Here is a 21,095-nt window from a genome sequence, read left to right as displayed (position 1 = left end):
CTTTTTTCCCTGTGTGCTTTGTGTCCTCTCTATATTATAAGCTTGGCTTATGTAAGTGCCATTCCTCTTAGTATACCTCTGTTTCGGCAGCTTCGGTTCTTTTTCGCTATATCACCTCCGGTTTGACAATACGAGGTGATAATGTTAGCATGGGGTGACTACTCAAGCATAAAGCACAAAGGGGCAAAGAAGATACATTGCATAAGAAGGGCGCTTCTTCCATACTGATACTTTTCTGGCATGGCCTGGGAGATGTTATTATGGCCACCCCTGCATTTCGGGAATTTTCAAAGGCAAATCCCGATTGCACCATCGGCATAGCGGTCAAGAGGCTTGTTTATGATTCCAGGATACTGGACAGATGCCCGTATTTCCACAAAATTCATATTATCTCCGATGTATGGAAAGGCAGATCCTATAGAAGAGGCTTAAAACGATGCGTTCAGGAAGGGAAGGAGATACAAAAGGCACATGGATACGAGAAAGTGATCTGTATCAACCAGAAGCCTGCATGGAGATACGGTATCCACAAAATTCACCGTACAGCTCACGAATTGGGTGTCTGGCCGCTGACAGATACAAGGACCGAAATTTATTTATCTAACGAGGATCGATCCGAGGCATCCTCCTGGCTCGATGAGCATGGATATCAGGAAAACAATTACATTTTTCTCCACCGGCAGACGGCATTTCCTCCAAAAGACCTGCCGGAGAAAGTAGCCCAAGAGTTCCTGAAAGAGCTCCCCCCGCTTCCGGTGATAGAGGTTGGGAAAACCTATTCCATTCAGGAAAGACCGATAAACTTTTCCTTTGCCATCCTGGAAAAAGCACGGTACATTATTGTTGTTGACTCGGTATTTCTCCATGCTGCCAATGCACTGGGAAAGGATATCACCAAAGCCTATTTCGCCATCAGGCCGGGTATTGTGGAAGAGGTCGGGCCGCTGCAGAGTAACTGTGAATGTAGAGAATCCTATTCCGGATACCTCGATTTTCTGCGCCGGATTTACTGGTGGGGTCAGAAAGGCATCTATAAGACATTTTTTGAGATAAAAAAATAAGCGGCATATGAGCACAACGGGCAAAGTGAAGCCTTCTTCAATACTCATTATCTTTTGGCATGGACTCGGTGATTTCATTCTCGCCACCCCGGCTTTGCGGGAATTTTACCGGCACAATCCAGGCTGCCGCCTTGGCATCGCTGTCAGGCAGATGGTCCATGACTCAGGGATACTGGATCGCTGCCCCTATTTCGATATGGTCCATGTGATCCCGGAGGTCGAGGATAGAGAGCATTACCGGAAGAAGCTGGAAAAATATCTTCAGGCAGGTAATATGATCCGCAGGGAACACGGGTATGAAAAACTCGTCTGCATAAAGCACCGGCCTGCATGGAGATACGGCATTCATAAGATTCAACGGACAGCCAATGAATTGGGTGTTGGGCCGATCACGGATACGAGAACAGAGCTTTATCTCTCCGATCAGGACCGTTCCCAGGCTCGCTCCTGGCTTCAGGAGCATGGGTATGAGGAGAACAATTATATTTTCCTCCACCGGCAGACCGCAAATCCGGTCAAAGATATGCCGGAGGATGTGGCTGCCAGGGTTCTTCTCCAGCTTCCGCCGCTTCCGGTAATCGAGGTGGGAAAAACATATTCGATTCACGACCGGCACATCAATTTCTCGTTTGCCCTCCTGGAAAAGGCCCGCTTGATCGTGGTTGCCGATTCGGTGTTTCTGCATGCGGCAAACGCTCTGGGCAAGGATATTGCCATAGCCTATTTCTCCCTCATGCCGGGTATTATCGATGAGGTAAGGCCACTCGATGTGAAATGCCGCTCCATCGAATCCTATTCAGGGTCTTTCATACTATTGCGCAAGATTAACTGGATCTGCCAGAGGATACTCTTTGAGGCATTTTTTAAACCGCTTATGATTATCAGGAAAAAGGCAACTCCATAACCATCTTGCCGATAAACCGTATGCCCGTAAAGACACAGAACGGACCTTCATCCCAAAATCCCTCGCCGGACAAGCCCGGAGCCTTCAAGTCTCTCTGGTACAGCGGGCTTCATACCCTGGGCACAAACCTGATTGCCACTCCGCTTCTGGTCGTATGCGGAATTATCCTTGCCCGGAGCCTTGGACCGTCAGGCAAGGGCAGCTACGACCTGGTGATTGCCACAACCACCCTGCTTGAGGTGCTGCTTGATTTTTCCCTGCCAATAGGAGTGGTCTACGTGATAGCCAGGGGTGATGCCGCCCCGGGCCCACTGGCCCAGCGGCTTATGCTCCTGGCCCCGTGTCAGGGGCTGGCGGCTGCCGTGCTTCTCTTCATCGTGCAGCATACGGCCTATTCGACAGCGCTGCTGCCGCCCCATATGGAAGGTCAGGCTATCATGGCCATTGCCATTTCTCTCACCTTTACTGTAATGTCCGCTTACTGGCGGGCAATACTTATGGGGCTTCAGGAGATAATCAAGGTCAACCGCCTCGATCTGATCAATCGGGTTCTGTTCTTTGGCATGCTCGTGACTGCAATCGGTGTTTCGGCCATCCGGCAGAGCCGGGCATCGGCTGTGGTCTTTATCTGGATCCATGTGGCCTCGCTGGTCCTGACCAGCCTCATCCTCCTCCATGCTCTCTATCCGGCGCTATCGCAGGGTAAAACCGGAATCAGGCGAACCGGGTTACGGGAGCTTACAGCCTTTGCTTTGCCCTGTTACCTGGCCAATTTCAGCCAGTTTCTCAATTACCGGCTGGATGTCTTTATGGTCAGTTTCTTTGTGGGTATCGAGGGTGTAGGGCTCTACGCCCTGGCGGTCAACCTGGCTCAGGTGATCTGGTTGATATCGCAGGCAGCGGCCAGGGTCCTGCTGCCCAAAATCGCCGCCTCCCAGGAAGCTGCCTCGGAAAATGCGGCCGGTACAGCTCAAATCACCCGCTTCACCCTCTGGGTAAGCTTTGCCCTGGCCCTGGTTCTGTCGCTCTGTGCCCATTTTATGCTGCCTTTGATATATGGCCTTGCTTTCCGCCGGAGTATCATCCCGTTCCTGTGGCTGCTGCCGGGAGTCGTTGCTTTCGGCATGGTGAATGTTCTGAGCTCTTACATCGCCGGAATCGGCCAGCCGCGGGTCAATTTCCTCATCAGTCTGGCCGGACTCCTGGTCACCCTGTCTCTCGACCTGCTGCTCATTCCTCGGTTCGGCATCACGGGCGCGGCGATTGCCAGCACGGTCTCGTATTCGACCAGCGCGGCTTTAACCACAGGATTTTTCACGCGGGAGGCGGGAATAAACCTGCGCCATATTCTGCTGATAACCCCGGAAGATGTCGGCCTGGCGGTTTCCATATTTCATGCCTTACGCCGACGTGTACGATTCAAGGCCGCAGACTGAAAATTGAACCATGAGCAGGATTGGGGGTTGCCTTGCCCGATGCTTTATGATATTCAGTAAGAGTAACCGTGAACCTGACCGCTGGGTATGGTTCGTTTATCCGGTCAAGTTTTCAAGGAGGCTCTAAAGCTATGTCCATGCACAAGGAATTGAAAGCCGTTATTGACTCCACCTGTGATCTTCCTCCCATGCCGCTGGTAGCCAGCCGGATCGTATCTTTAGCCTCGAATCCCGATACGGATTCCAAAGTTCTGGAACGGGCCATTCTGGCTGATCAGGCACTGACCGCTCAGATTTTAAAAATCGCCAATTCCTCCTTTTATGGGTGTATCCGAAGCGTCAATACCGTAGCTGCGGCTATTGTTTTAATCGGATTCAAGGGAATAAAGACGCTGGCTTTGGCCGCATCTCTCAAGAGTTTTTACCGCCGGATAAATCTGACCGAAAAGATGCTCTGGGAACACTCGATCGGCGCAGCCATTGCTGCCCACATCTTATCCAGGGAGCTTTGCTGCCACACTGAAGAGGCCTTTGTCGGCGGATTGATGCATGATATCGGAAAGACTATCCTGAATAATCAGATGAATGAGGTTTTCAGTGAGATTGTCCAGACGGCTTATAACGATGATCTGCCCTTTGCAGAGGTTGAGAGAGAGAGGCTGGGTTTTACTCATGCCGAAGTAGGCGGCCTGATCGTGAAGAAGTGGAACCTCTCACGGGAATTGGAAGATGCGGTGACCTACCATCATAGTCTTTCGGACATCGATCCTCTGGAGGTGGATATACTGAAGTTTGCCGCTCTGATCAACCTTGCCGATATGCTGTGTATTTACCTGGGGATTGGATACCGCCAGCCCCGCGAGGATACCGATTTTCAAGCCCTCCAATCAGTCCATATTCTGAAGATCGGCGAACCGGACATCCTCCGGCTGGCTGAAACGGTTCAAGCCAGCTATGAAGCGGAAAAGGGACATTTTTAAGTGGTCAGTGGCCAGTGGTCAGTAAAGACAATTGCCAGCAAAGACAATTGTCAGACATCGGTTAGCAGTGAAAAACTGAAAAACTATAGAAGTCCAGAAAAATAGTTGCAGTAGCTTCGTACAGGTCTAACCCAGCCATTACAGAATCCTTCGTAGAGGTTTTCTTCATATTCGATGCATAACTCCTCGACCAGTAATATGAGTGGTAAATATTCAAAAGATCATGTAATATTATGGTAATGGGCCTTTTGGTTCTGAAGCAGCTTAACCCTATTAGCGCATGGAGAGCAAGTCTTAATGGCAGAGAGCGATCTTACAACCAGCGGCGAAACTGCCTATAGTGAGTCTGACAGTGGCTGGAAAGAGGTTATTGAGCTATATTTCAAGCAGTTCGTATCGTTTTTCTTCCCAGCAATCTATGATGAAGTTGATCTGGAAAAAGGCTATCAATTCCTCGATTCGCTACCGGACACTTTTTTTTCAATTCCTGTAATCAACCGCGAATGCACACGAATAGACGCTAATAAATTCTTTTGATTTGCCTTCATTATCGAGTCCTCTTTGTTCAGTTCGCGTTCATTCGCGTTCATTCGCGGTTGTTACCTCAAAAGTGTCCGGTAGAGAGTTCCTCGATAAAGAACTTGAAAAGATAGTTAAAAGTTCTACTATTGGTAAAAAATTTGCCGATAAGCTCGTCAAGGTTTGTTTGAAGGACGGGACAGAAAAATGGTTACTAATCCACATGGAGGTCCAAGGCTATTACGACGCTGATTTTGTGAAGAGGATGTACACTTACAACTATCGTATCTTTGACCGGTATGATGAGGAGGTTATCAGCCTGGCCATTCTGACTGATGATAACCAATGCTACAGGCCCTGCCGGTATGAGATCAACCGATGGGGATTCAGGCACCTGTTTGAATTCCCAGTCATCAAACTTATTGACTATACTGACAAGATAGAGGAACTCGAGGCCAGTCGGAATCCTTTTGGTATTATTGTGGTGGCCCATCTTAAAACGCTAGAGACGAGAAAGAATTCCCAGGCCAGGCTCAAATGGAAGTTGAGTCTGGTTAAGACGTTATATAACAAAGGGTTCAGTCGGGAAGATATAGTGAACCTTTACCGCTTCATTGACTGGCTGATGGTCTTACCGAAAGAGCTCGAGATCGAGTTCCAAGAGGACATGAGAACCTTTGAGGAGGAAATGAACATGGCTTATATCACTACAGCCGAAAGAATAGGCATTGAAAAAGGAAAAGCTCAGGCTTTATATGACCTTTACAGTGAAGGAGTCCTTACCTTAGAGCAGGCGAAAGCACAGTTAGAGAAACTATATGCCAATAAGTCCCTGAGTGAAAAGCTATATCGGGAGTTCATGAGTAAGATACAGAGCAATTCCTAGCAGGGATCGAATGAGCAATACATATCGATCAGTTTCAATTAACTTCACTTCACCGGCAGCAGAACTGTGACCCTGGTTCCTTCTCCTATCCGGCTTTCAATATGCATCCGGTCATGATGTTTATTGATAATCTCCCGGATCACAGCCATACCCAGGCCTGTTCCTTCCTCGCCTTTCGTGGTGTAGAAGGGATCGAAGATCCGGTCAATATCTGCGGGTGCAATTCCGCAGCCGGTATCCTGGACGAGAGCCATCACCATTTTTCCCTCTTCAGCTATGCCTGTCCCTACGGTCAGGATGTTTTTCTGAGACTGATTCTTCATGGCTTGAGAAGCATTGACGATCAGGTTGATGAAAACCTGCTTGAGCTGCTCCTCATCGCCCTGAATCAAGGGCAGTTGAGGATAATATTCCTGGACGATCTCATGATATTTGATCTGGCCGGTGACATCCCGCAGAAAATCCAGGGTTTCCACCAGGACTTTATTTATGTCAACCGAGCTGATCAGGGGCGGTTTGGGTTTACTGATAGTCAAAAGATCCTTGGTCATTTTTTTCAGGCGAAGGGCCTGATTGATCATGAGCCTGATATATTTTTCTTTCGGATATTTTGCCTCCAGAAGCTCTGCATAGCCAAGGATGCCAAACAAAGGATTTCCCATCTCATGGCTGATTTTTCCGGCCAGAAGGCCAAGGGTTGCTAATTTTTCCGATTGGATCAGCTCCTGCTCAAGCTTCTTTTTTTCTGAAATATCTCGCATGATAATTACATTCCCTTTGACCTTCTGCTCATTATCCAGGAGGAGTGAAACACTGTAGCCGAGAGTCTGATCTCCCAGCTCAAATTCATGAGAGTGCATCCAGTCCTCCTCCTGAATGACCTTGTGCAAAGCCTGAGCCAGGTCCTTCGGAAATACCTGCTGGTAATTTTTCCCGATGATTTCCGCTCTGCTTTTTCCCTGCAGGAACTCAAAAGCATGGGTATTGACCATGGTGATACTCCCTGAAAGGTCCAGCGCGATCAAAGCGGATGAAATGCTTTCGATGACATTATTGATAAAGGTATTAAGCTCTTCCAGAGCACGGGTCCGTTCCCTGACCTTATCCTCCAGCTCCTTCCGATACCTCAGATTTTCCTCTTCCAGCCTTTTTCGCTCATCGGTAAGCCACTTTCTCTCTATGGCTCTGGCTACAGCTCCGCACAACTGCTGACGGCTGATCGGTTTGGAAAGATAATCGTAGGCTCCCTGACGGACTGACTCAATGGCCGTGTCAATATTGGGTTCTCCGGTAATCATGATAACCGGCATGTCAGGAGAGTAATCCTTGACCAGCTTCAGCACTTCGATACCGCTTGTGCCGGGAATAAGAATATCGCTGACGACCACATCCAGGTTATGGTTGTGCAGGATTTCCTGAGCTTCCTGAAAATTGGAAGCGGTCCTGACCGTATACCCTTCCTTTTCCAGCATCCGGGAAAAGGTAAGGCGAATTCCAGGTTCATCATCAATTAAGAGAATGTCTTTCATGCTCTCCTCTTTCCTTGGAGCAGGAGGAAATCTGGTTTGCCGGCAGATCAATCGTGAACATCGTGTATTCTCCCTCCCGGCTTTCCACCCGAATGCTCCCCTGATGGTCTTTGATAATCCCGTAGCTGATGCTCAGTCCCAGACCTGTTCCTTTATCCTCTCTTTTTGTGGTGAAGAAGGGATCAAACACCCGGCTCAGGTTTTCCGGTTTTATCCCTGCCCCTGTATCCCGGAAGGTGATCCGGATTGCCGGAATATCATTTTCCTCAACCTTACGGACCTGGACCTTCAATACCTTGGCAAAATCCCCGGATGCAGTTTCTGACTTTTCCAGTAAGGCATCCCTGGCGTTGATAATCAGGTTGAGGAATACCTGTCCCAGTTGACCCATTCGGACATAAATGTCAGGAAGGCCAGGTTCGTAATCGCGCTCGATCCGGATACCATCTTTTTCCATGCGTTTTTCCATGAACGAAAGCGCACGGTCGATCAGAACAGGGATAGATGCCCGGCTCCTTTCCTGAGTGCCCTGCCGGGCAAAGGTCAAAAGGTTTCTGATAATCATGCTGATCCTCTGGCCTGCTTCAAGTATTCCCTGAACATAGACATGGTTTTCCGTACCAGGCGTGACCTCATCGAGCAGCAATTCCGAATAGCCGACAATGACAGTCATGGGATTATTTATCTCGTGGGCCATGCCGGCAGCCAGCTCTCCGATAGAGGCCAGCTTGGATGACTGCACCAGTTGACCCTGGGTCATTTCAAGCTGCCGGTAGGCATCCTTCAGATCTCTGGTTCGAGTTTCCACTTTCTTCTCCAGGGTCTTTCCCCACTCTTCCAGCTCTTCTCTCGACTTTCGCAGAGCTTGAATCATCCGGTTAAACGAGGAGGCAAGCTGGCCGATTTCATCCTGGTTCTCAATCCGGATGGTTTCCGACAGGTCTCCTCCGCTCGCGATCCGGTTGGCAAACTGCGTAAGGTGCCTGATCGGTCTGGTGAGGCCTGGAGGAATGAGCAAGCTGCAAAGTATGGCCAGAGAGATGACGAAAAGTGTAGCCCAGACGATGAATTTTTTCGATCTTCCCGCTACCTGCTGGTATTCATTTTCCAGCCTGCCAATCCTGGCCATGAGGCTGGACCGTATCTGATCAACCAGGTGCTGGAGCTCTTCCATGGCTGGAATGGTGAGGCGGGCATAGATCTCCCTTGCCTGCTGGTTGCCTTTAATCCGTTGATGGACCAATATATCCAATCTGAAAAAATAATCCAAGACATCTTTATTGGCCAGCCGGATATCCTGGCTATATAACCTCTTTGCCTCTTTCCACCTGCCCTGTTGGGCCAGGTGAATCGCCTGCTGTGAAAGCTCATGGAGACGCTGATGAGATTTTCTTAACGGTTGCAGATAAACCATTCCCTTGCCATCGCCTGCCGAAAAACTTTCATATAAGCGATCTATCGAGCAGCTTCTCATCTCCAGAAAGGCAAGAGGGATTTTTTCCTGTTTCTCCATGACCCTGGAAAAGGTAAAAAACCAGAGCATGTGCTCATTCTTTTCCTCATCCAGCAGGTGGGCAATATCTCTTTGCCGGCCAGGTTCATAAAGAAGATCGAGGATCTGTTTGGCCGACTCGTGGAGGATATGGTGGGGTTTATCGATCTTTTTATGTATTTCCATAATTTTATCGTCCGATGACTGAAAGGAGTGATACCATTTGCCGAATTCACACTTATGAGGATCAAGGCTCCCCTGAAATTTCCGGTTCAACAGAAAGGTTTGGGCCAGGTCGTTCATCCACTTCCGATGGGAGCCCATGCTTTCATCCAGAAACATGTCCAGCAAAAGCATCTGGTTCAGCTCCTGTGACAGTCGTTCCATTTTGGTGAAAGCATGATAGGAAACAGAAGCAAGGATAACCATCAAAAGGAGCACTGCCAGAAAACCGATTACGATCTTTTGGGTGAAGCTTTTTATTTTCATGGTCTACCATCATACAGGTAATCAGGGGCTGAGTTGCTTTATTATTCGGAAAATGGAGAGATATCATCGGTTTTGCTGCTATTTTACTCGTTTTAGGCAACAATACTGTTCGGGGGTCGGGAGTCAGGAGTCAGGAGGGGATGATTGCTTATTCTGGATTCTGACTCCTGACTCCTGACTTCTCTGGAAAAGTTAAGTTCTCAGCCGGTACAGCATAAATTTTCAGAAGTCTCTTTGCTTTTTAACCGTAAAGAAATATCAGGAAGAAGTTATCAGTTTTTCCACTCATGCATGTCTTTACTGACCACTGACCACTGACCACTTATAAAAAGAGAGGTGAGGGGCACTTATGATTGAGGATGCAGACCTTATCCTGGAATTTTGTGCCGAGGCAAAGGAGCACCTGGATAATGTGGACATGGCTCTTTTGTCCCTGGAGGAAAGACCCAAAGACAAGGAGGTTATCAATGCGGCTTTCCGGCCTATTCATACCATCAAAGGTGTGGCTGGATTTTTTAATTTTGTGGCCATCGGCCAGTTGACTCATGTGGCGGAAAGCATCCTGGTAACGGCCAGAGATAAGGGAACTGTCCTGCGTTCCGTAGTGATCGATATGCTCTTTGAAACAGTGGATGTGCTCCGAAAACTGGTAAATAAGATTCAAAACGAAGTGAACGAGGGAAGCCTGTCGCAGGAAGAAGTACCACATGAGGTGGCCCAGTTGGTCAGCAGGCTGGAGCTGGCCACCACCATGAATGATGAAGCCGGGGAGGAAGACGGCAGGAAGATTGGCGAGATCATGGTGGAGCAGGGAACTGTCAGCGAAGAGGATGTCAAGGAAGCGCTCCAGAAGCAGGCCGAAGGAGAGCCGGGCAAGATTGGAGAAGTATTGATCCGCTCCGGAAAGGCGGAAACGAAAGATGTTGTCAAAGCCATCCGGGAGCAGAAAAATACCCAGACAGCGGAAAGCAGAAAACCTCAGACTGAGGAGGGGATCAGGGTCAGTGTCGATAAGCTCGACAGTCTGGTCGATCTGGTCGGGGAACTGGTAATTGCCCAGATTCAGGTAGCCAGCAGCGAAGTTCATGATCAGAAGTTAAGCAAGAACATTGCTCACCTGAGCAAAATCACCAGAGAGCTGCAAAACCTGACCATGTCAATGCACATGCTGCCGATCCGTCCTCTGTTCCAGAAAATGGAGAGACTGGTGCGGGATGTGAGCCGCAAGGCCGGTAAAACGGTGAAGGTTACGCTGCGGGGTGAGGAAACCGAGCTGGACAAGCAGGTAATCGATACTCTTGGCGATCCCCTGGTTCATATGCTGCGCAATGCCGTGGATCATGGAATTGAGGATCCGGAACAGCGGGAAGCTCTGGGAAAGGACAAAGTGGGTAATATCTATCTGGAGGCCCGGCATGAGGCGGGAAATGTCGTCATTGAAGTCAGGGATGACGGCCGGGGCCTGTCCGAAAAGAAGATTCTGGAAAAAGCCCGGCAGAAAGAGCTTATCGTTGAGGGAAAGGAGTATTCACGGGAGGAGATATTCAATTTTATCTTCCATCCCGGTTTTTCCACAGCCGAAAAAATTACCGATATTTCAGGCCGTGGCGTGGGAATGGACGTGGTCAAGAAAAAGATCGGGTCCCTGCGGGGAGTAGTCTCACTGGAAAGCACCGAAGGGGAAGGGAGCACCTTCAGTATCCGGCTTCCCCTGACCATGGCCATTATTGACGGCATGCTGGTTCAATCGGGAGGAGAGCGCTATATCTTTCCCACCTATTGCATCGAGGAATCCCTGAAACCCAAAAAAGAACAGATCGTTGTCTGTCACAACCGGGGGAAGGCCCTGCACCTGCGTGATTCGATAATTCCCCTGATCGACCTTGACCGGCTCCTGGGCATGGGCACTCTGACCAAAAACCTGGAGGAGGATTTCGACCAGGGGCTGGTCATGGTTATCCGTGACGGATCAAACCGGGTCGGATTTTTGGTGGATAACCTCATTGGCCAGCAGCAGGTGGTCATTAAATCACTCGGTGAAGCCTTTCAGGGGCTCATGGGCGTTTCCGGAGGGGCAATTCTGGCCGATGGCCGGGTGGGACTGATCCTGGATGCTCATGGATTGCTCGAATATTATTCTTCTCACTATCGTGGGGATGCGGCTTAAAGACAAAAGCAAAGACCAAAGCAAAGGCAAAGACAAAGAAACCACAGAGACACAGAGGCACAGAGAAAAGCACTGGCCACTGACCACTGACCACTGATCACTGACCACTTATCTGAAGAGAGGGGAGGTACACCATGGCGGAAGCGCTGTTGGAAAAGAATAATCATGCCTTGGCCGCAAGAGAGGGAAAATATCTGACTTTTACCCTGGCTCATCAGGAGTATGGACTGGAAATCATGAAGGTGAAGGAAATCATCGGGGCCATGGAAGTCACGACAGTACCGCAAACTCCTGCTTATGTCGAGGGTGTAATCAACCTGCGGGGAAAGATTATCCCGGTGGTCAATCTGCGGCTGAAGTTCGGCATGGAATTCCTGGAACACACTGACCGCACCTGCATCATTGTCACCGAAATCAAAGGCAGATCAGGGTCGATACCTATGGGTATGGTAGTGGATTCGGTGTCCGAAGTCATGAATATCAGAAAGGAAGAGATGGAGGAGACTCCTAATTTCGGAGTAAAGCTGGATACGGAATACATCATGGGAATGGCCAAAGCCAAAGGCAAGGTAGTCATTCTGCTGGATATCAACCAGGTTCTGAACGCCGAGGGCATGCTGCTGATGGAGAGTCTGAAATCAGACCAGTGTGGTGATAAGGATATGCGGAGTTCTCTCGATGAAGAGCAGAGGGAGGAGGAAAAATAATGTTCGATACCATAGGGAAGAGAATCTGGATTGGATTTGCAGTGATTCTTGTGCTTTTACTGGCCATGGGAGGTATCAGCTACTATTCCATCCACCGGATGGGAACTCTGGAAGAGGCCAGCAAGATCGCTGCCACCGAAGGCATCCGGCTCCATGATGCAAAAATCAAACATCTGGCCTGGGTCAATACCGTATCCGATATTTTCCTGAGAAAAGACGTGGACAGACTGAACGTTCAGACCGATGACCACCAGTGTACATTCGGAAAATGGCTCTATAGTGAACAAGCCGACCAAATGGCCAGGATCGATCCGGGAATACACTCTCTTCTGGAAAAGATCAAACAGCCTCACCGTGAATTGCACGATTCAGCCAAACAGATCGGCAGCTTATTTACTAAATTCGATCAGAAAAACGATGCCCTGCTGGCAGAGCGATGGATTGATCACCTGACCTGGGCTAACGATCTGAGAGACTATCTGATGACCGGAAAGAAGTTTACCGGATCACTGAATCCTCACCAATGTGCTTTCGGCCAATGGTATTATACGTACCGGACGGATGATCCGGAGCTTGAGTCCCTGCTGAAAAAATGGGCATCCCCCCATGAAGCCCTTCATAATTCAGCCCAGAAAATTATCGAGGCCAATGAAAGCGGGGACAGAAGCAAAGCCATGCTGATTTACGAACGGGAAACCCTGCCCGCTCTCGATCAGCTCGGTCTCTGCTACCAGGAGACCATGAGGCACATCGATAACATAATTGAGAAAAATAACCAGGCGATGCAGATTTTTCAGAATTCAACTCAAAAAAATACGGATCTGGTTCTCGGTTATATGGATGAAATAGAAAGTATCCTGGATAAAAAGGAAAAAACCTTCCAGGAGCAGTACAGTTCCTTTTCCTCGTTTGTCAGTAAATTCATCCCGATAACCGCCCTGCTTGCCCTGATTATCGGCGGCCTGATGGCCTTCCTGCTGTCTCAAAATATCGTCGTCCCCCTGCGGCGGATTATTGCCACCCTGTCCAATGGCGCTCAGCAGGTGTATACCGCTTCCGAGCAGATATCCTCATCCAGTCAGCAGTTGGCAGAAGGGGCCTCCGAGCAGGCTGCCTCCCTGGAGGAGACCTCGGCCTCTCTCGAGGAGATCACTTCCATGACCAAAAATAATGCCGACCATGCCCACCAGGCCAACCAGTTGATGGAGGAAACCAAGGGGGTGGTCGAACAGGCCGGTCAGTCGATGAAGGCCATGGACCAATCCATGACCGAGCTTTCCACTGCCAGTGAGGAGATTGGCAAAATCATCAAGACCATTGACGAGATCGCCTTCCAGACCAATCTGCTGGCCCTCAATGCAGCGGTCGAGGCTGCCAGGGCCGGCGAGGCAGGCAAGGGGTTTGCCGTGGTGGCCGACGAAGTCCGCAACCTGGCTCAGAGGGCAGCCGAAGCGGCCAGGAATACTTCCGGCATGATTGAAGATGCGGTCCACAAGATCAATGATGGCTCCAGTCTTGCCAGGCGCACCTTTGAAGCTTTCGCCAGGGTTGAGAGCAGCGCCGGTAAGGTAGCCGATCTGGTCAGTGAGATCGCCGCCGCCTCCAAAGAGCAGGCCCAGGGGATCGATCAGGTCAACGTAGCTATCAGCCAGATGGATAAAGTGACTCAGCAAAATGCAGCCGGTGCCGCGGAAGGAGCCGCATCTTCTGAAAAACTTCATCTTCAGTCCGAAAATCTCAAGGCAATGGTGGATGACCTGACCCGGCTTGTCGGGGGCGACACGATCCCTTCTGCACGGGAAATAATCCTGGCCGATGAGACCGGTCCTCCTCGACTGCGGCCCCCCAGGATAGCCGGTCCAACAGGTCCTGCACGAGGAGGAATGATCGAGAGAAGGACGAAGATTCAGGCTGCTCCCAAGGAAGGAAGGGTGGTCAAGCCGGAGGAAATCATCCCCCTCGATGATAACGATTTCACGGATTTCAATGGCTAGGCAAACCGCAACCTGACCTTACAACGACAGCGAATGGATGATCAGACCTTTCACAAATATGCAGCCCTGATTTACGCTCACAGCGGGATCAACCTCGGAGAGAGCAAGAAGGAACTGGTCCGGGCCCGCCTGGCCAAACGGATGCATGCTCTGGGCATTGCCGACTACCAGGACTATTACGAGTATGTGGTCAGGGACCCGAAAAAGGAAGAATTGTTTTCCCTGGTAGATGTCATTTCAACGAATGTCACCAGCTTTTTCCGGGAAAAGGACCATTTCGATTTCATAACCTCGACCACCAGGGAATGGTTCAGGGCAGGTCAGCGGACATTCCGGTTCTGGTCCGCCGGATGCTCGACGGGTGAGGAACCCTTCTCTTTAGCCATTACTATCCTGGAAGCCCTGGGAGGGGAAAGGTTTCTGGATGCGAAGATCCTGGCCACGGATATCTCACGGCAGGTTTTAAACAAAGCCAGAAAAGGTATCTATGAGAAACGAAAACTGGCCAATCTTCCGGTTCAGGAAAGCAAATATTTTCAACCTGCCGGAGAAGACAGGGTAGAGGTCCGGGAATTTGTCCGGAAAATGGTTGTTTTCAACTATCTCAATCTCCAGGGTGCTGAATACCCCTTTCGCGGTCCTCTGGATGCGATCTTCTGCCGGAATGTCATGATTTATTTCGATGACCAGGGACGCAGAAAAATTATCGACCGATTTCACCGGCTGCTGAAAACTTCAGGATACCTGATGGTTGGACATTCGGAAAGCCTCCTCGGCATGGCTGCCGGATTCCGGTATGTCCAACCCTCCATCTACCAGAAGGTGTAAGACTTTACTCCGGTGAAAAAGCCGGCAGGCAGGAGAAAGCTGTGGATACTACAAACCGGGAACCTATAAACTACTTTCTGGAAGCTGGCTCCCTGTATCTGGCTACCAGGCCAGCCCTGATTTCAACGGTTCTTGGATCGTGCGTCTCGATCTGCCTGTGGGACAAAAGGAAGAGAATCGGCGGAATGAACCACTATGTACTCCCGGTTGTGCATGATAATCAGGAAGTGACTACCCGGTTCGGCAATGTGGCCACTCCCCTCCTGATCAAAATGATGCAGGAGGAAGGCTCTGTCCTGGCTGACCTGGAAGCTCAGGTTTTCGGCGGTGCCAGGACGGTCCGAAACATCTCGACCAACATCGGAAGGGAAAACGTGAACATGGCCCGCAAGATTCTCAATCACTTCGGAATCCAGATCGTTTCAGAGGATGTGGAAGGCCAGTTGGGACGAAAGATTGTTTTCAACAGCTTCAGCGGAGAAGCTGTTGTTTTGAAAGTCAAACAGTTGAGAAAGACAGATTGGAGCCATCGGTAATGAAAAAGATCAAAGTTCTGATTGTTGATGATTCAGCGGTAGTGCGGACCATTCTGGCCAGAGAGCTGGCCAATGATCCGCAGATCGAAGTGGTGGGGACCGCTCCCGACCCTTACGTGGCTCGCGATATGATCGTTCAGTTGCAGCCGGAAGTCATTACCCTGGATATCGAGATGCCACGGATGGACGGTCTGGCTTTTCTGCGCAAACTGATGCACTATTACCCCCTGCCGGTCATCGTGGTCAGCTCTCTGGCCGAAAAGGGAAGCTCTGTGGCCCTTGAAGCCCTTGAGCTGGGGGCGGTTGAGGTCATTGCCAAACCGGGGGTCTCATACTCCATTGGCGACATGAGCGAGCAGTTGGCGGATAAAATTAAAGCCGCCGCACGGGTTGACGTCAAGTCCTGGGCAGCGAAAAAAGCTCACACCCCTTCTCTGTCGCTCATGGCCACACGGCCCTTGAGCAAGACCACGGACCGGGTGGTGGCCATCGGAGCTTCAACCGGGGGGACGGAAGCAATTAAGGAAATCCTGTGCCGGATGCCTCCGGGTGCACCGGGCATCGTTATTGTCCAGCATATGCCAGCCAATTTTACCCGGGCTTTTGCCCAGCGGCTCAATACCCTGTGCCGGATCGAAGTCAAGGAGGCAGAGAGCGGAGATACCGTTGTTCCGGGAAGGGCTCTGATCGCCCCCGGCAACTATCATATGGTTCTTTGCCGCAACGGAGCCAGATACTCGGTGGACGTTATCAGCGGCCCCCTGGTCCACCACCAGCGGCCTGCGGTGGATGTGCTGTTCGAATCCGTGGCTAAAGTCGCCGGTGCGAACGCTCTTGGCGTGCTGTTAACCGGCATGGGGGCTGACGGAGCGGATGGGCTCTTGAAAATAAGGGAGGCAGGTGCCCACACCATTGCCCAGGATGAGGCTACCTGCGTAGTCTTTGGCATGCCAAAGGAAGCCATCAGGCGGGGAGCAGCCGAAACCATCGCCCCTCTCCAGGACATCAGCAGGCTTATCCTGAGCGTATAGGCGCTTACCGATCCATATAATGATCATCATCTTTTTGTATGCTACTTTTCAGGATTTCCCTCCCGGACACAAGACCTTTATCCGTCCGGGTAATTACTTTTTATCTGCCTCGCCGAAAAAGCTTAACAGCAATAGTGTCTTACGATCCATGATAAAACAGAAAACCAGGGATAAATTGATTGGCAGGGACAAATTGATTGTCAATGTATGACGTAATCATAATAGGTGCAGGTCCTGCCGGTTTAACGGCCGCGGCAAACACTTCTCACCGGGGGTTGAAGAGCCTGGTATTCGATAAACAGGCTACCCCGGGTGGCTTGCCCATGCTTGTTTACCCTGATAAGATTATCCGGGACCATCCCGGTTTTCCGATAGGCATACTGGCCAGAGAGCTCAGCAGGATGCTCGTCATGCAGGCCAGGAACGCCGGAGCGGAGATCCGGTGCGATGAGGAGGTACTCAAGATAGACAAGAAAGATGAAAATCTTATCGAAGTAAAGACTACCCAGGATGTGTATCAGGCCAAGAGGGTTATCGTCTGTACCGGAACCTACAACGTTCCCAAGAAGCTGGATGTCCTGAAGAGCTATACCGGTCCCAATGTTCACTACCGGGTGGAAGTCCCGGCCAGGTTCAGGGGAAAACAGGTGGTGATTGTGGGAGGAGGAGATCATGCCTTCGATACTGCAATCCAGTTAAGCGATACTGCCGGGAGCACTACGGTCCTGGTGAAGGAAAAGTATGCCAAGGCGAAGGAGCATACGGTTAAACTTGCAGAAAGCGCAGGGATAAAGGTGCTCTACAATACGACCCCGGTGAAAATATTCAAAAACAGGTCCGGCCTGCTCCAGAGCATCCTGGTGACAAATCTCGAGACGGGGGAGACAGAAAATATCAGGGCTGAAGAGCTGTTCGTGGCCATAGGTTTTGAACCGATCAAGCGTTTTCTGGAGAGTAATGGATTCATCGTCCAGGAGGATGGCTCGATAAAAGTCGGCAGGGACCTTCAGACGAATATCAAGGGTATATTTGCAGCCGGAGACATTACCGGAGAAATCAGGCTGATAGCTACTGCCTGCGCTGAAGGAATTACTGCCGCAGTACATGCTTTTGAGGAAATTAAAAAACCCTATTGGCTGCGCTAGGCGCCGGCAGCTCGAACAGGTACCGCGTACATCGTTTTGGGGACCGGCTAACTTTTCTGTTCGGCTAATTTCATTACCTGCTTGGTTATCTCAACCAGCATCTGCATGACAGTATCAAATCGATGGTTGAGCTGACCGATCTCCTGCCTCACTTGACTAATCTGAGTGTCAATCTTCTGGTTTATCTGCGCTCCTTGAGAATCTATTTTCTGGTTTATCTGCGCTACCTGAGAATCTATTTTCTGGTTTATCTGCGCTCCTTGAGAATCTATTTTCTGGTTAAGTTGGATATTCAGGCTATCAATTCGTTGATTTAAGGAATCCATTCTCTGGTTTAAAAGAGCGCTTGAAGTATCGATCCTCTGACTCAAGGTGTCGATCCTCTGATTGAAATACCGGGAATCTTCCTCTTGCCGGTTTTTTAGCTCGTCAATCGCTGTATAAATATCATCCAGCGTGACTCTCTTAAAGGCTTTTGCTGTTATGGCTAAATCTGTCATGGTGATATCACCTTTGTGGTTTTAATTTTATACCTCATCCTAATATCATAATTTCATATTATGAGCTTACATTACCGTTTCCGTCAAGTAAATAATTTAGGCTTCCCCTGCCACAGGGGCTCCCTGCCTCAAAGGGTTCAGGGACGGACAGGTTTAGTTTAGCAGCGATAAGCTCCTGATTCTTAGCCCGAAGGGGTGTACGCCTTTAATCCCTCCCCCATACTACTTACCGGAAAAGCCCCTCACCCCACCCCTCTCCCCAAAGGGGCAAGGGAGAAAAACACTCCCCTGTGCAATGCTATGGGGCGGAAGTTGAGAAATTCTCCCCCTATAAAATAGGAAAAATTAAAACTGTCCGCCCCTGAACCCCTCAAGGGGGAGGAGAATAGTGGATGCTCCCATTCAAGATGAGGAAAATCTGTTAAATACAGAGGAATTTCCATTTTATTTATGCGATATTTCAGCCACGGAGTAAAAAAGAAGCTATCATTTTTTTCTGACCACTGACCACTTGCTTTTTCTGGTCACTGACCACTGGCCACTGATCACTGATAGCGGCGGGAGGAGAAATCAGGCGTAGTCGCCTTTGGAGAACCGGATGTCCATCTTTTCCATCAGGCGATGGAGGGTATTTCGATGGACCTGGAGGATATTGGCTGCCTTGGTTTGATTTCCATTGACCATTTTCAGGGTTTCCTGGATATAGAATTTTTCCACTTCCTCGAGGGAAAGCCCCAGGTCGAGTGAAATGGAAGTAGTCTTTTGCGTCTGTATCTTGAGGCTGTCGGGCAGGTGCTCAGGCAGCAGCACATACCCATTGGCCAGAACAATGGCATGCTCGATAGCGTGTTCCAGTTCCCGGACATTGCCGGGCCAGTCATGCCCCATGAGCATATCCATAGCATCCGGAGAGACAAAGGAAACCTTTTTGTTGATGCTGTCATTATAGCGGGCAATGAAATAGTTGATGAGATCGGGGATGTCCTCTTTTCTCTCTCTCAGGGAGGGAAGGGTCAGCGAGAGCACATCCAGCCGGTAGAAAAGGTCCTCGCGGAACAACCCTTCTTTCATGGCCTTTCGCAGCTCTTTGTTGGTAGCGGTGATCAGCCGTACATCGGCGTAAATGTTTTTCTCTCCTCCGATCCGGGTGAATGTTTTACTCTGCATGACCCGGAGGATTTTGGCCTGAGTATTCAGGCTCATATCACCGATTTCGTCCAGGAATATCGTCCCCCCGTCAGCCTGCTCGAATTTCCCTCTCCTGGCGATGTGTGCCCCGGTGTAGACGCCTTTTTCATGGCCGAAAAGCTCGCTTTCGAGGAGAGCTTCGGGGATAGCCGCACAATTGACCGTGATAAATGGTTTATTGGCCCGCGGGCCATTGCAATGGAGAATCCGGGCTACCAGATCCTTGCCGGTACCGCTTTCTCCCTGAATCAGTACGGTTGAGTCGGTATTAATTACCCTGGCAATAAGCCGGTATACCTCCTGCATCTTTTTGCTTCGTCCGATAATAGGAATTGAACCGGACTGATAGGGAAGAAGAGAACTGGTAATTTTATTTTTTTTGTTGTAGGCCTTGTCAATGAGGGCGGCCTCGATAACATTTTTAATCTCCGGCAGGCGGAAGGGTTTGGTAACATAATCATAGCAGCCGCACTTCATGGCATCGATGGCTGTGTCCGCTGTCCCATAGCCGGTTATAATAATGACAATGAGCTGGGAATCGATTTTTTTGAGCTCTTTGAGTGTTTCCAGTCCATTGATGCCAGGCATGTTGATATCGAGAAGAACAATATCGACCTTCTCCTGTTCGACCTTCTGCAGGGCATCGTTCCCATTGAAGACACTGATTAACCTATAAGACTTGCTGTCAAAATATTCAGCAAAGATCTCATGGATAGATTTTTCGTCATCAACTAAAAGAACATTCTTTCTGGCCATACCAATTCCTGCTGGGGGGTTAACAACCTGTTTTTTTACTCCAACCGCTCCATCCGGAATGCGCGAAACCTTCGACGGATTGAAGATCAATGATCACCCGGATTTCAGTGATTCGCAGAAGCTGCTGATTTTTGTCAGCATATCCGGCGATAAATCGATAAACTGCACACCAGCCATCATATTGTCGCGGGTTTTCTGGACCCTCTTGACGACAGCAAGGATTCCCTCTACCTGCTCTCCGCTATTGGCAAGGGTAAATGAAATCTTCACTCTGGTATCAATATCCAGACTGACCGCTTTATTTTCCTGACCGCTCATCTCCAGAAGGCACCCTCCAGCACTCAGGTCCAGGATGTTCCCTTCCAGCTTCCGGATATTACCCTCAACCGGTACTTCGATAAATGCTGGTATCTGTGTTTGAATTCGGTGGTATCGTCGAAGGGAAATCTTCTCCACTGATTTCGGATAACTCAGATAGATTAATGGGAGCTTCGTATCGTTAATATTCCTCAGCACTTTTGTTTCAAATCCATAAGCATTGCCACAATAAATATACCGAACAATACAGGTACATCCATCAGCCAAATTGACATAAACCCCGTTTAATACCGGCATCTCGATAATGACCAGATGGTCCGTCTTCCAGCCCACGACGGCGGATTTATACCGGATGATTTTAGGGCTCCCTTTCGGTTGGATGAAGATCACCAGGCCGACATCCAGAATAGCCTCTTTATTTCGCTTTTGGGCACAAGTGTCCTCCCTCATTGGTCAAAAACACATCCCCCTTTTATTTGTCCTGCAATGGATTAATCCTAGAGAAATACCCGGTCTTTCCAAGCCTTATGTATTTCAGGAGAACGCCGCTCACTCTTGAGGCATAACCCCCAAGTTACCATGGTCAATTCCTGATCTTGACTTGCTTTGAGAGATAGACTTTACGAAGA

At 49.6% G+C, this 21,095-nt stretch carries 19 protein-coding genes; 14 read left to right on the top strand and 5 right to left on the bottom strand.

Annotation, left to right across the window (positions count from 1 at the left end; all coding sequences use genetic code 11):
* Nucleotides 1-260: 260 nt before the first annotated feature.
* From AB1611_02355 to AB1611_02330, 6 genes are all read left to right on the top strand, one after another.
* Nucleotides 261-1,061 (top strand): hypothetical protein, encoded by an 801-nt coding sequence (locus tag AB1611_02355; protein MEW6378431.1) that lies wholly within the window; start codon nucleotides 261-263, stop codon nucleotides 1,059-1,061.
* Nucleotides 1,062-1,068: 7 nt separating this feature from the next.
* Nucleotides 1,069-1,965 carry a hypothetical protein gene (locus AB1611_02350; protein ID MEW6378430.1) on the top strand — a complete coding sequence of 299 codons (897 nt, stop codon included), beginning with the start codon at nucleotides 1,069-1,071 and terminating at the stop codon, nucleotides 1,963-1,965.
* Between the two features lie 5 nt (nucleotides 1,966-1,970).
* On the top strand, nucleotides 1,971-3,401 hold the full coding sequence (locus AB1611_02345) for a polysaccharide biosynthesis C-terminal domain-containing protein (protein ID MEW6378429.1): 1,431 nt from the start codon (nucleotides 1,971-1,973) through the stop codon (nucleotides 3,399-3,401).
* Between the two features lie 131 nt (nucleotides 3,402-3,532).
* The gene (locus tag AB1611_02340) at nucleotides 3,533-4,381 is read left to right on the top strand and encodes an HDOD domain-containing protein (protein ID MEW6378428.1); all 849 of its coding nucleotides are present in this window, start codon (nucleotides 3,533-3,535) and stop codon (nucleotides 4,379-4,381) included.
* A gap of 297 nt (nucleotides 4,382-4,678) precedes the next feature.
* A complete protein-coding gene (locus AB1611_02335) occupies nucleotides 4,679-4,918 on the top strand; it encodes a hypothetical protein (protein MEW6378427.1) in 240 nt (79 codons plus the stop codon).
* A 73-nt stretch (nucleotides 4,919-4,991) separates the two neighbouring features.
* A complete protein-coding gene (locus AB1611_02330; GenBank protein ID MEW6378426.1) occupies nucleotides 4,992-5,786 on the top strand; it encodes a hypothetical protein in 795 nt (264 codons plus the stop codon).
* A 44-nt stretch (nucleotides 5,787-5,830) separates the two neighbouring features.
* Here the strand turns inward: AB1611_02330 and AB1611_02325 are convergent, their stop codons facing one another.
* Both AB1611_02325 and AB1611_02320 read right to left on the bottom strand, forming a co-directional pair.
* Nucleotides 5,831-7,315: a response regulator gene (locus AB1611_02325; GenBank protein MEW6378425.1), complete on the bottom strand. Its 1,485-nt coding sequence runs from the start codon at nucleotides 7,313-7,315 to the stop codon at nucleotides 5,831-5,833.
* Nucleotides 7,293-9,296: an ATP-binding protein gene (locus AB1611_02320; protein MEW6378424.1), complete on the bottom strand. Its 2,004-nt coding sequence runs from the start codon at nucleotides 9,294-9,296 to the stop codon at nucleotides 7,293-7,295. Before AB1611_02320 ends, AB1611_02325 begins: the two co-directional genes overlap by 23 nt.
* A 349-nt stretch (nucleotides 9,297-9,645) precedes the next feature.
* On the opposite strand from AB1611_02320, the gene AB1611_02315 reads away from it, so the two are divergent.
* From AB1611_02315 to AB1611_02280, 8 genes are all read left to right on the top strand, one after another.
* Nucleotides 9,646-11,463 carry a chemotaxis protein CheA gene (locus tag AB1611_02315; protein ID MEW6378423.1) on the top strand — a complete coding sequence of 606 codons (1,818 nt, stop codon included), beginning with the start codon at nucleotides 9,646-9,648 and terminating at the stop codon, nucleotides 11,461-11,463.
* A 134-nt stretch (nucleotides 11,464-11,597) separates the two neighbouring features.
* Nucleotides 11,598-12,170 carry a chemotaxis protein CheW gene (locus AB1611_02310; GenBank protein MEW6378422.1) on the top strand — a complete coding sequence of 191 codons (573 nt, stop codon included), beginning with the start codon at nucleotides 11,598-11,600 and terminating at the stop codon, nucleotides 12,168-12,170.
* Nucleotides 12,170-14,164 (top strand): methyl-accepting chemotaxis protein, encoded by a 1,995-nt coding sequence (locus AB1611_02305; protein MEW6378421.1) that lies wholly within the window; start codon nucleotides 12,170-12,172, stop codon nucleotides 14,162-14,164. Before AB1611_02310 ends, AB1611_02305 begins: the two co-directional genes overlap by 1 nt.
* A 33-nt stretch (nucleotides 14,165-14,197) precedes the next feature.
* Nucleotides 14,198-14,992, top strand: coding sequence for a protein-glutamate O-methyltransferase (locus AB1611_02300; GenBank protein ID MEW6378420.1), 795 nt, complete (start codon nucleotides 14,198-14,200; stop codon nucleotides 14,990-14,992).
* Between the two features lie 41 nt (nucleotides 14,993-15,033).
* Nucleotides 15,034-15,528 carry a chemotaxis protein CheD gene (locus AB1611_02295; protein MEW6378419.1) on the top strand — a complete coding sequence of 165 codons (495 nt, stop codon included), beginning with the start codon at nucleotides 15,034-15,036 and terminating at the stop codon, nucleotides 15,526-15,528.
* Complete coding sequence (locus AB1611_02290; protein MEW6378418.1) at nucleotides 15,528-16,559, top strand: chemotaxis response regulator protein-glutamate methylesterase; 1,032 nt, start codon at nucleotides 15,528-15,530, stop codon at nucleotides 16,557-16,559. Before AB1611_02295 ends, AB1611_02290 begins: the two co-directional genes overlap by 1 nt.
* A gap of 19 nt (nucleotides 16,560-16,578) precedes the next feature.
* Nucleotides 16,579-16,770, top strand: a complete 192-nt coding sequence (locus AB1611_02285) for a hypothetical protein (protein MEW6378417.1) — start codon at nucleotides 16,579-16,581, stop codon at nucleotides 16,768-16,770.
* On the top strand, nucleotides 16,763-17,704 hold the full coding sequence (locus AB1611_02280; protein MEW6378416.1) for an NAD(P)/FAD-dependent oxidoreductase: 942 nt from the start codon (nucleotides 16,763-16,765) through the stop codon (nucleotides 17,702-17,704). The genes AB1611_02285 and AB1611_02280 overlap by 8 nt, the downstream gene beginning before the upstream one ends.
* Before the next feature lie 47 nt (nucleotides 17,705-17,751).
* Here AB1611_02280 and AB1611_02275 read toward each other — a convergent pair whose 3' ends face one another.
* From AB1611_02275 to AB1611_02265, 3 genes are all read right to left on the bottom strand, one after another.
* A complete protein-coding gene (locus AB1611_02275) occupies nucleotides 17,752-18,204 on the bottom strand; it encodes a hypothetical protein (GenBank protein MEW6378415.1) in 453 nt (150 codons plus the stop codon).
* A gap of 570 nt (nucleotides 18,205-18,774) precedes the next feature.
* The gene (locus AB1611_02270; protein MEW6378414.1) at nucleotides 18,775-20,148 is read right to left on the bottom strand and encodes a sigma-54 dependent transcriptional regulator; all 1,374 of its coding nucleotides are present in this window, start codon (nucleotides 20,146-20,148) and stop codon (nucleotides 18,775-18,777) included.
* 93 nt (nucleotides 20,149-20,241) lie between these two features.
* Entirely contained in the window at nucleotides 20,242-20,916 is a 675-nt protein-coding gene (locus AB1611_02265) for a flagellar brake protein (GenBank protein MEW6378413.1), read from the bottom strand.
* Between the last annotated feature and the right edge of the window lie 179 nt (nucleotides 20,917-21,095).

The organism is bacterium (assembly GCA_040755755.1).
In the GTDB taxonomy this organism is placed as follows: Bacteria; SZUA-182; SZUA-182; order DTGQ01; family DTGQ01; genus DTGQ01.
The sequence above is the reverse complement of the archived record's forward strand: the minus strand, read 5'-3'. Positions and strand labels throughout refer to the sequence as shown.